We start from the raw sequence: 9,670 nt of genomic DNA on the forward strand, positions 1-9,670 counted from the left end.
CCGCCATCTTGTCCGCCTGGCCCACCTCGCCATGCAGCAACAGCGCCACGCGCACGCCGGCCACGCGCTTCCAGTGCGTGCGGCTGTGCAAATCGCGCTGGCGCGCGGCCGCATCCGCCCCCACCAGCACCAGCGCCGCGTCGTAGGCGTCGAGCGCGCTGGCGTTGACATAGCGGTTCGCCACGCCGTCGGGCGGCGTATCCGTGTCGAGCCCATACAGCACCTGGAAACCGTCGACGCCACGGATGACGGCGTCCGCGCCCCAGCCGTTCACGCCACGGTATTTGCAGCGCAGTTCGCCTTCGCCATCGGCGCCCTGGGCCACATAGAAAATGCTCCAGCCCCGCTGCGCCTCCGTTTGCGCGGCGCCCACGCCGAAGCCCGCGCAGTTGAGCACGGAACCGTCGCCTCCCTCCTCCTTGCCGGCGCCGTAATAGCGCAGGGCCAGCACGTCGCTGCCATGCAGGGCGCCGGGCAACGCGCCGCTGATGCCCTCGCTGTTCTTGCCCAGGCTGTGCGCGTCGAGCCCCGCGATATTCGCGCTGTCGTGCGCGGCATGAGCGACGGGCGCGGCGCTCCTGTCCCAGTTCACATACGCCGTCTGGCGCACGGCGCGGACGATGGTGTCGAGCGCATAGCGGCCATTGTCGTCCAGGCGCGCGCTGGCGGACTGGTCGCCATAGCTGCCGCTGGCCGCCAGCAGCACGCTACTGGCGGCCAGCATCAATAGCGCGCCCAGCGACAGGGCCACCAGCAATTCGACCAGGCTCACGCCACGATACGGGTACAAGGCGCCGTTCATGCGCCACCTCCACCCAACTGGAATGCCAGCCTGGGCAGCGACTCGCCTGCCGCATTCACGGCGGGCGAGCCATCGGGCAAGCGGCCGCGCCAGCCCAGCTTGATGACGATGGGCGCGCCCTTGCCGCCGCTGCACGCCCAGTGCAAGCCTTGCGCAGCGGCATCCCAGGCGGATGCATCACGGCAGATATGCAGGCGCGCGCCGGGCAAGGCCGCATGCAGTTGCTGTTTCCATTCGGCGATGTCGAATTGCGCCAGTTCAGCCGCGCCGCAGGCGGCAGTACCAAAACAGTCGGGCGCGCCGCCGCCTGCTTCGGCGTCGTCCGCCGCCGCATAGGCCACGTTCAGGTAGGGATTGCCCGTATCGGGGCCATTCATGAGCACGCTGTTCGCGCGCATGCGCTCGGCCATGCCGGCGGCCAGTTGCACGCCCGCCGACAATAGCGCCGATTCGTGGCGCGCGCGCAGGGAATGCAGTTGCAGGATGCTGGCGCCGAGCAGGCCCAGCGCCAACAGCAGCAACGACACCAGCACCTCGACGAGGCTGCTGCCACCGGCAGGAAACATAGTGCGACCGCCATTGCGCATGCGCTACTCCCTTCCGCAGAAAGAGCCGCAACAACAGGCGGCCCAGCTACACGATAGGCGCGCGCAAAAAATCGGGTCTGCGCTGGCGCAAACAGCACGGCGATAAGATGAGAAGAACAGCGTAGGGATTGATCAGACCGCTTGCCAGGCGAACGCTGGCGTGGTGAACACGGGGCGCGGGAGCGGCCCCGTTTTCAACAAGGTGAACAAGAAGGTGTACGTCAGGGCTTGCTGCGCGCCTGTCCCACTTCGGCGATCGCATCCTGGAACTCGGCCAGGTCTTCGAAATTCTTGTAGACGGAGGCGAAGCGGATGTAGGCGATCTTGTCCAGACGCTTGAGTTCCTGCATGACGAGTTCGCCGATATAGCCGGAATCGACTTCGCGCAAGCCGCTGGTCAGCAGCTTTTCCTGGATGGAGGCGATGGCCGTATCCACCGAGGCGGCCGCGACGGGACGCTTGCGCAAGGCCAGCATCAAACTGCCGCGCAACTTATCCGCAGCGAACTCCGTCCGGCTGCCATTCTTTTTGACGACGGCCGGCATGATAAGTTCAATGCGCTCGTACGTGGTAAACCGCTTGTCGCATTTGCCGCAGCGGCGGCGGCGCCGTATGGCATCCCCTTCCTCCGATACGCGCGTATCGAGAACCTGGGTGTCGCCGTGCTGGCAAAATGGACATTTCATGGGCTGGCTACAACTTTATAGTAATAATTACGGGAAATCGCCGCCCTTGTACAAAGGGCGCCCGAATCACTCCGGGCGCCCTGGGGCACGAAGGAATGTGTCATACAGAATCTTACTCCGTATGACACATTCTGGACAAATAATTATGCGTACACCGGGTGCGCGTCGGCCAGCACTTTCACGGCCGCTTTCACGCGCTCGATGGTGGCGGCGTCATGCGGATTGTCCAGCACGTCGGCGATCAGGTTGCCCACTTCTTCCGCTTGCGCTTCCTTGAAACCGCGCGTCGTCATCGCCGGGCTGCCCAGGCGGATGCCCGAGGTGACGAAAGGTTTTTGCGGGTCGTTCGGGATGCCGTTCTTGTTGCAGGTGATGTGCGCGGAACCGAGGATGGCTTCGGCTTCCTTGCCCGTCAGGTTCTTGGCGCGCAGGTCGACCAGCATGACGTGCGATTCGGTGCCGCCGGAAACGATGCGCAAGCCGCGCTTGATCAGGGTTTTCGCCAGCACGTCGGCGTTCTTGACCACTTGCTTCTGGTATTCGACGAATTCCGGGCTCAGCGCTTCCTTGAAGGCAACGGCCTTGCCGGCGATCACGTGCATCAGCGGGCCGCCCTGGATGCCGGGGAAGATGGCCGAGTTGATGGCTTTTTCGTGTTCGGCCTTCATCAGGATGATGCCGCCACGGGGGCCGCGCAACGATTTGTGCGTGGTCGAGGTGACGAAGTCGGCGAACGGCACCGGGTTCGGGTACAGGCCGGCGGCGATCAGGCCGGCGTAGTGGGCCATGTCGACCATGAAGTAGGCGCCCACTTCCTTGGCGATCTTGCCGAAACGCTCGAAGTCGATCTTTTTCGAGAAGGCCGAGGCGCCGGCGATGATCAGCTTTGGCTTGCGTTCGCGGGCCAGACGTTCCATCGCCTCGTAGTCGATGTCTTCTTCCTCCGTCAAGCCATACGACACGACGTCAAACCATTTGCCAGACATGTTCAGCGGCATGCCGTGGGTCAGGTGGCCGCCTTCGGCCAGCGACATGCCCATGATCAGGTCGCCTGGTTTCAACATGGCAAAGAACACGCCCTGGTTCGCCTGCGAGCCGGAGTTCGGCTGCACGTTCGCGCATTCGGCGCCGAACAGCTGTTTCACACGGTCGATGGCCAGTTGCTCGGCCACGTCGACGTATTCGCAGCCGCCGTAGTAGCGCTTGCCCGGATAACCTTCGGCGTACTTGTTCGTCAGCTGCGAGCCTTGCGCTTCCATTACGGCTGGCGACGTGTAGTTCTCCGACGCGATCAGTTCGATGTGGTCGTGCTGGCGCGTGTTCTCTTTTTGAATGACGGCGAACAATTCAGGATCGACGTTGGCGAGGGTGTGATCTTTTGCAAACATGTAAAAACTCCAAGTATGAGGGTGCTTGTACTGGCAGGTTGGATCGAATGAGGGGAGCCGGCGTTAAGTGAATAACAACATTGGACAGGCAGCCTCTTCGTGCTTTTCCATAGTGGCTACCCAGGCGAACGGCTGATGAAAAATCTCACGTTTCCCGGTGGGTGCCCACCTTTCGCCGGTTTGTCGATCGCCATCCAGGCAGATCGCCGACTTTTCGCCAGTCACGTGAGACGTAATGGAAATCAAATTGTAAGTTAAGTGTCCAAATTGAGCAAGGAATGCAACCGTGCGGCTATAATCGCCGCGCGCAGCCCGGGCATGGCCCCAGGCCGCCCCGGAGCGTGACTGCGGCTCTTAAGCTGGACTTAAACCTGGCTGCGGCATGTAAGCGTATGTTACGAAGCTTGCCATTGCGCCCCCCGGATTTACAATGCTGCGGTGCAACTTATATGCAGCTTTTGCATGGCTTTCCAGCAAGCGCCCACAGTCACAAGAAGAAAAATCGCGTAAAATGTTGCTCAATCTCACTACTGGCGCAATAAACATGCCTTCAGTCTTTACCTGGAACGTACGTGTCTACTATGAAGACACCGACGCCGGCGGCATCGTGTATTACGCAAATTACCTGAAATTCTTCGAACGCGCGCGTACCGAATGGCTGCGCGCCATCGACGTGGGCCAGCAGGAATTGCTGGAACAGCACGACGCGATGTTCGTTGTCAAAAGCGTCAACGCCGACTATCATGCGCCAGCCAGGCTCGATGACACGGTAAGATTAACCTTAAGCATAGAAAAAATGGGGCGCGCCTCCATCGTTTTCCTGCAACAAGCCTGGTGCGGCGAGCGCCTGCTGAACACGGCCCGCGTCAAGATCGGCTGCGTCGACTCGACACTGCGTCCGCGCGCCGTGCCTGATGCAGTGGCGGCCCGCATGCGCGCCGCCTGAGCCCTACCGCCACCCCCCGGACAATTCACCCAACAGACTGCCAGCCAATGAACGTTACACAAGATCTTTCTTTCCTCGCGCTCATCTCCAATGCCCATTTGATCGTGCAACTGATCATGGCCCTGCTGCTGCTGATTTCCCTGACCAGCTGGACCTACATTTTCCGCAAGATGTTTGCCGTGCGCCAGGCGCGCAAGCAGACCATCGAATTTGAACGCAGCTTCTGGGCCGGCGGCAACCTGCATGCGCTGCATCAAAGCGCCAGCGGCAACCGCGACCAGAGCGGCGCGCTGGCCCGCATCTTCGACGCCGGCATGGGCGAATTCATCAAGGGCAAGGCATCGTACGGTTCGCGTGAAGCGCTGGACGTGGGCGCCGTGCTCGACGGCGCACGCCGCGCCATGCGCGCCGCCTTCCAGCGTGAAATGGACGTGCTCGAATCGCACCTGGCCTTCCTCGCCTCCGTCGGCTCCGTCTCGCCGTACATCGGCCTGCTCGGCACCGTCTGGGGCATCATGAACGCCTTCCGCGGCTTGGCCAACGTGCAGCAAGCCACGCTGGCCGCCGTCGCGCCCGGCATTGCCGAAGCGCTCATCGCCACCGCCATCGGCCTGTTCGCGGCGATTCCGGCCGTCGTCGCCTACAATCGCTTTTCGCATGACATCGACCGCCTGGCGATCCGCTTCGAGAGCTTCGTCGAGGAATTCTCCAACATCTTGCAGCGCCAGTCGCGCTAAGAGGGAGCAGCGTCCATGGGTTCCTCATTCAATAGCGGCGGCATGCGCGGCGGCCGCGGCCGCAAGTTCAAGTCCGAGATCAACGTCGTGCCCTACATCGACGTGATGCTGGTGCTGCTGATCATTTTCATGGTGATGCCGTCGTCGAACAATCCCAGCGTGGTGAACCTGCCCAACGCGGAGAGGTCGGCGAAACCGCCCGATGACTATATTCAGATCGTGCTCAAACCGAATGGTTCGCTGTCGATCGGCGTCATCGGCAAGGAACAGCTGTCACCGGAAACGGAACCGAACCGCGACGCCCTGCTGCGCAAGCTGCGCGGCTTGCACGAGAGCAATCCCGACTATCCCGTGATGATTGCGGGCGACAAGGAAAGCAAGTACGACGATGTGATCCAGCTCATTTCGGAAGCGAAAAAGATGGGCATTACCAGAGTCGGCCTGGCCACCAAGTAAGCGCAGCACCCTGTTTCCAGACTTGACCGTTTTTAGATAGACTAGACTTTGCAGACCAAACAAATCGACCATGTACTCGGCAAGCCCTACAGCGTGCCGCGCGAACGCAGCCGCTGGCCCTCGCTGGGCCTGGCGCTGGCGATGCACCTTGGCCTGCTGTTTTTCCTGTGGGTGGGCGTACACTGGCAAAATACGGAACCTGTCGCCGTCGAAGCGGAAGTGTGGGACCTGAAAGTGCAGACGGCCGCGCCGCCGCCCGAGGTGGCGACGGAACCGGAGCCGACACCGACTCCTCCGCCGCAACCGCAAGTGGAACAGCCGGCCCCGCCGCCGCCACCGCCCGTGGCAGCACCCGAGCCGAAGGTTGACCTGCGCGAGGCGGAAATCGCCCTGGAACGCAAGAAGGCCAAGCTGAAGGAAGAAAAAGACAAAGCGGCAGCGGAAGAACGCCGCAAGCAGGAATTGAAGGAACGCGAGGAAGAAAAGCGCGAACTGGAAAAACAGAAGCAGAAAGAAAAAGACAAGGCCGACAAGCTGGAAAAAGAAAAGGCCGACAAGCTGGAGAAAGCCAAGGAAGCCAAAGAGAAAGCTGCAGAAGAAAAAGCCGAGAAAGAACTGGCCGACAAAAAAGCGGCAGCGGAAAAAGCCGCCAAGGCCAAGAAAGCTGCGGCTGAAAAAGCCGCTGCCGACAAAATCCGTGCCGATGACATGAAGCGCATGATGGCGCAGGCAGGCAATGGCACAACGGGCACGGCCGCGAAAGCGACCGCGCCACGCAAGGACAGCGGCTATGTCGCTGCCCTGACGAGCAAGATCAAGAGCAATATCGCGTACAGCGGTAGCACGGACGTGCCGGGTAACCCGCGCGCCGTGTTCAAGATCGAGCAACTGCCAACTGGGGAAATTATTTCGGTCCGAAAGATTAAAAGCAGCGGTCTGCCGGCGTATGACAGCTCGGTGGAAAACGCCATTAATAAATCGTCGCCACTGCCGAAGAAAAAAGACGGCACCGTGGAACGCGAGATTGAACTCATATTCGAGATGAAGGATTTGCCTAAATGATGACCATGAAAAAAATGAGCTATGTCGTGCTCTGCGCCAGCCTGATGCTGGGAGCCTCCGGCGCCCAGGCGCAGCTGCGCGTGGAGATTACAGGGATCGGCAGCAATCAGATCCCGGTGGCTGTCGCCAGCTTCGTCAATGAATCGGCGGCGCCGCAATCGCTGTCGGGCATCATCAAGGCCGACCTGGCGCGCAGCGGCGTGTTCAAGCTGATCGACGCCGATGCGCCTGTGTCGGAAACGGCGCCCGTCAGCTACGACCAATGGAAGTCGCGCGGCGCCGACGCGCTGGCGGCCGGCAGCGTGCAAAGCATGGCCGATGGCCGCCTGGACGTGCGCTACAAGCTGTTCGACACCATCAAGGGCGCGCAGATCTCCAGCATGAACAATGCGGCCGCGCCGCAGTTCAACCGCTTGCTGGCGCACAAGATCGCCGATGACATCTATGAAAAACTGACCGGCACGAAAGGCGCGTTCGCCACACGCATCGCCTACGTCACGCAATCGGGCCGCGAATACCGCCTGGAAATCGCCGACGCCGATGGCGAAGGCATCCAGGTCGCCCTGCGCTCGAACGAGCCGATCATTTCACCGTCGTGGTCGCCGGATGGCACCAAGGTGGCGTATGTCTCGTTCGAAAAGAAAAAGCCCATCGTTTACGTGCAAAACCTGGTGACGCGCCAGCGCACCATCGTATCGAATGAAAAAGGCAGCAATTCGGCACCGAGCTGGAGCCCGGACGGCGCACGCCTGGCCGTCGCCCTGTCGCGCGATGGCCATACCCAGGTCTACACCGTCAATGCCGACGGCAGCGGCTTGCGCCGCGTCAGCAACAGCAGCGGCATCGATACGGAACCCCAATTCTCGGCCGATGGCCAAAGCATTTACTTCACCAGCGATCGCAGCGGCGGACCACAAATCTACCGCATGTCGGTCAGCGGCGGCGAAGCCAAGCGCGTGACGTTTGGCGGCTCCTACAACATCAGCCCGCGGATTTCGTCCGACGGGAAGACTCTTGCTTATATTTCCCGTCGCGACGGCAATTTCCAGCTCTACGCGCTCGACCTGGCTAGTGGCCAGGAACTGCGCCTGTCGGACACCGCCAACGACGAATCACCGAGCTTTTCGCCCAACGGGAAATATATCATGTACGCGACCGAATCCGGACGACGCAAGTCGCTGGCAGTGGTATCGGTGGATGGCCGCGTCAAACAGCGTTTGACTACGCAAGCTGGCAATATCAAGGAGCCCACCTGGGGTCCTTTCATGAAGTAAATGCTGTACAGTTTCACCTTTAACCATGACCCGGAGAATAAAAATGAGTAACTTTAAAAGTTTGGCTTTCATCGCCGCTACCGCAGCCCTGCTGTCCGCCTGCAGCACCCCAGTCAAAGTCGCAGAAACCCCAGTGGTTGAGCGCGCTCCTGAAAAAGTCGTCGCTCCAGTTGACACCCGTCAAGTTCAGCCAGTAACGACCGCATCGGTCGATCCACTGGACGATCCAAAAGGCGTGCTGGCTAACCGCAGCATCTACTTCGACTTCGACAAATACGTCGTGCGCGAAGCGGACACCCCAGTCGTGCAAAACCACGCTGCTTACCTGGTGAAAACCCCAGCACGCAAGATCCTGATCCAAGGTAACACCGATGAACGCGGTGGCGCTGAGTACAACCTGGCCCTGGGCCAGAAACGTGCTGAAGCCGTGCGCAAGTCGATGGCCGCCCTGGGCGTGCCAGAAGGCCAAATGGAAGCCGTGTCGCTGGGCAAAGAAAAGCCTAAAGCACAAGGCAGCAACGAAGCAGCATGGGCTGAAAACCGCCGCGCTGACATCGTTTATTGATGTTCAAGGGTGAGCGCCGCAGCATTGACGCTTACCTAACTGGCCAGTCATAGGCATAATAATGGGGCGCAGCGCGGTGATTCACCGCCCGGCGCCCCGTTTGCATGTTTTGCGTAACCTTTGAAAGCCCGACCCATGATGACATTCTCGAAAGCCGGCGTCGCCGCCGCCTTGATGGCCGCGTTTGCCTACCTGCCCCTGCACGCCAACGCCGCCCTGTTCGACGACGACGAAGCGCGCAAGGCCATCCTGGAGCTGCGCGCCAAGGTGGACGCCATGGCGCGCGACCTGAACAGCCGCATCGACACCAAGGCGGACAAGACGAGCACCTTGAGCCTGCTCAACCAGCACGACCAGACCATGCAAGAGATCGCCCGCCTGCGCGGCCAGATCGAAGTTCTGGGCAACGACCTGGCGAACACGCAAAAGCGCCAGAAGGATTTCTACACCGACATCGACGCGCGCCTGCGCAAGCTCGAACCGCGTCAGGTCACCATCGACGGCCAGGAAGCGGCCGTGGGCGTCTCCGAGCAAAGCACCTACGAATCCGCATTCGGCCTGTTCAAGTCGGGCGACTACAAGGGCGCCGTCACGGCACTGGACGCCTTCGTGAAACGCTATCCGGAATCGGCCTACGCGGCCAACGCGCAATACTGGCTGGGCAACGCCTATTACGCCCAGCGCGACTGCAAGAGCGCCATCACGGCCCAGCAGGCAGTGCTGAAACACTACCCGGACAGCCCGAAGGCGCCCGACGCCATGCTCAACATCGCCAGCTGCTACACGGAGCTGAAAGACAAGCCGAACGCGACCAAGACGCTGAACGCCCTGATCTCGCGCTACCCGGACTCCAGCGCGGCGCAAGCGGCCAAGGAACGGGCCGGTAAAAAGTAAAAGCGGGGAAAAAATTGCCCGTTAGGTTTGACAGAATCCCGGGCACCCCCTATAATCTTCCTTCTTCGGGTCGTTAGCTCAGCTGGTAGAGCAGCGGACTTTTAATCCGTTGGTCGCAGGTTCGAATCCCGCACGGCCTACCACGAATACGCAGTACTGATCTGCTTGCAAGTTGTACTGGCAAGCATTTTTTTACAGCACAGTGTTACCGAAGTTGTTGTAAAAAGTTTTTGGGTCGTTAGCTCAGCTGGTAGAGCAGCGGACTTTTAATCC

At 60.8% G+C, this 9,670-nt stretch carries 11 protein-coding genes, 1 tRNA gene and 1 riboswitch; of the genes, 8 read left to right on the forward strand and 4 right to left on the reverse strand.

From position 1 onward, the window contains the following. The 4 genes from K0F86_RS22635 to glyA form a co-directional block, all read right to left on the reverse strand. Window positions 1-802 (reverse strand): PilW family protein (locus K0F86_RS22635; protein WP_257572310.1); only part of this gene is annotated, 802 nt, incomplete at its 3' end. Further along, window positions 799-1,368, reverse strand: a complete 570-nt coding sequence (pilV, locus tag K0F86_RS22640; protein WP_219136421.1) for a type IV pilus modification protein PilV — start codon at window positions 1,366-1,368, stop codon at window positions 799-801. The genes pilV and K0F86_RS22635, both read right to left, overlap by 4 nt. Window positions 1,369-1,610: 242 nt before the next feature. After that, a complete protein-coding gene (gene nrdR / locus K0F86_RS22645) occupies window positions 1,611-2,075 on the reverse strand; it encodes a transcriptional regulator NrdR (RefSeq protein ID WP_071078724.1) in 465 nt (154 codons plus the stop codon). Window positions 2,076-2,218: 143 nt separating this feature from the next. Next, window positions 2,219-3,463 carry a serine hydroxymethyltransferase gene (glyA, locus tag K0F86_RS22650; protein WP_219136422.1) on the reverse strand — a complete coding sequence of 415 codons (1,245 nt, stop codon included), beginning with the start codon at window positions 3,461-3,463 and terminating at the stop codon, window positions 2,219-2,221. A gap of 111 nt (window positions 3,464-3,574) precedes the next feature. After that, window positions 3,575-3,698: riboswitch (ZMP/ZTP riboswitch) on the reverse strand. 309 nt (window positions 3,699-4,007) lie between these two features. On the opposite strand from glyA, the gene ybgC reads away from it, so the two are divergent. The 8 genes from ybgC to K0F86_RS22690 all read left to right on the forward strand — a co-directional run bounded on the left by ybgC (window position 4,008) and on the right by K0F86_RS22690 (window position 9,540). Continuing rightward, window positions 4,008-4,409 carry a tol-pal system-associated acyl-CoA thioesterase gene (ybgC, locus tag K0F86_RS22655; RefSeq protein ID WP_219136423.1) on the forward strand — a complete coding sequence of 134 codons (402 nt, stop codon included), beginning with the start codon at window positions 4,008-4,010 and terminating at the stop codon, window positions 4,407-4,409. A gap of 47 nt (window positions 4,410-4,456) precedes the next feature. Beyond that, window positions 4,457-5,146 (forward strand): protein TolQ, encoded by a 690-nt coding sequence (gene tolQ, locus K0F86_RS22660; RefSeq protein WP_071078726.1) that lies wholly within the window; start codon window positions 4,457-4,459, stop codon window positions 5,144-5,146. A 15-nt stretch (window positions 5,147-5,161) separates the two neighbouring features. Continuing rightward, complete coding sequence (locus K0F86_RS22665) at window positions 5,162-5,602, forward strand: ExbD/TolR family protein (RefSeq protein ID WP_242428498.1); 441 nt, start codon at window positions 5,162-5,164, stop codon at window positions 5,600-5,602. A 48-nt stretch (window positions 5,603-5,650) separates the two neighbouring features. Further along, window positions 5,651-6,664, forward strand: coding sequence for a cell envelope integrity protein TolA (gene tolA / locus K0F86_RS22670; RefSeq protein ID WP_257572311.1), 1,014 nt, complete (start codon window positions 5,651-5,653; stop codon window positions 6,662-6,664). 5 nt (window positions 6,665-6,669) lie between these two features. Next, the gene (gene tolB / locus K0F86_RS22675) at window positions 6,670-7,938 is read left to right on the forward strand and encodes a Tol-Pal system beta propeller repeat protein TolB (protein ID WP_374197316.1); all 1,269 of its coding nucleotides are present in this window, start codon (window positions 6,670-6,672) and stop codon (window positions 7,936-7,938) included. Window positions 7,939-7,981: 43 nt separating this feature from the next. Further along, a complete protein-coding gene (gene pal / locus K0F86_RS22680) occupies window positions 7,982-8,503 on the forward strand; it encodes a peptidoglycan-associated lipoprotein Pal (protein WP_071078728.1) in 522 nt (173 codons plus the stop codon). Between the two features lie 135 nt (window positions 8,504-8,638). Then, window positions 8,639-9,397: a tol-pal system protein YbgF gene (gene ybgF / locus K0F86_RS22685; RefSeq protein ID WP_219136425.1), complete on the forward strand. Its 759-nt coding sequence runs from the start codon at window positions 8,639-8,641 to the stop codon at window positions 9,395-9,397. 67 nt (window positions 9,398-9,464) lie between these two features. After that, window positions 9,465-9,540, forward strand: a tRNA-Lys gene (locus tag K0F86_RS22690). The last annotated feature ends 130 nt before the right edge of the window (window positions 9,541-9,670 follow it).

The organism is Janthinobacterium sp. UMAB-60 (assembly GCF_900095235.1).
Classification (GTDB): Bacteria; Pseudomonadota; Gammaproteobacteria; order Burkholderiales; family Burkholderiaceae_D; genus Janthinobacterium.

Coding starts and splice junctions, on each gene's coding strand:
- pilV (WP_219136421.1), bottom strand. CDS start 1,368: ATGTTTCCTGCCGGTGGCAGCAGCCTCGTCGAGGTGCTGGTGTCGTTG.
- nrdR (WP_071078724.1), bottom strand. CDS start 2,075: ATGAAATGTCCATTTTGCCAGCACGGCGACACCCAGGTTCTCGATACG.
- glyA (WP_219136422.1), bottom strand. CDS start 3,463: ATGTTTGCAAAAGATCACACCCTCGCCAACGTCGATCCTGAATTGTTC.
- ybgC (WP_219136423.1), top strand. CDS start 4,008: ATGCCTTCAGTCTTTACCTGGAACGTACGTGTCTACTATGAAGACACC.
- tolQ (WP_071078726.1), top strand. CDS start 4,457: ATGAACGTTACACAAGATCTTTCTTTCCTCGCGCTCATCTCCAATGCC.
- K0F86_RS22665 (WP_242428498.1), top strand. CDS start 5,162: ATGGGTTCCTCATTCAATAGCGGCGGCATGCGCGGCGGCCGCGGCCGC.
- tolB (WP_374197316.1), top strand. CDS start 6,670: ATGAAAAAAATGAGCTATGTCGTGCTCTGCGCCAGCCTGATGCTGGGA.
- pal (WP_071078728.1), top strand. CDS start 7,982: ATGAGTAACTTTAAAAGTTTGGCTTTCATCGCCGCTACCGCAGCCCTG.
- ybgF (WP_219136425.1), top strand. CDS start 8,639: ATGATGACATTCTCGAAAGCCGGCGTCGCCGCCGCCTTGATGGCCGCG.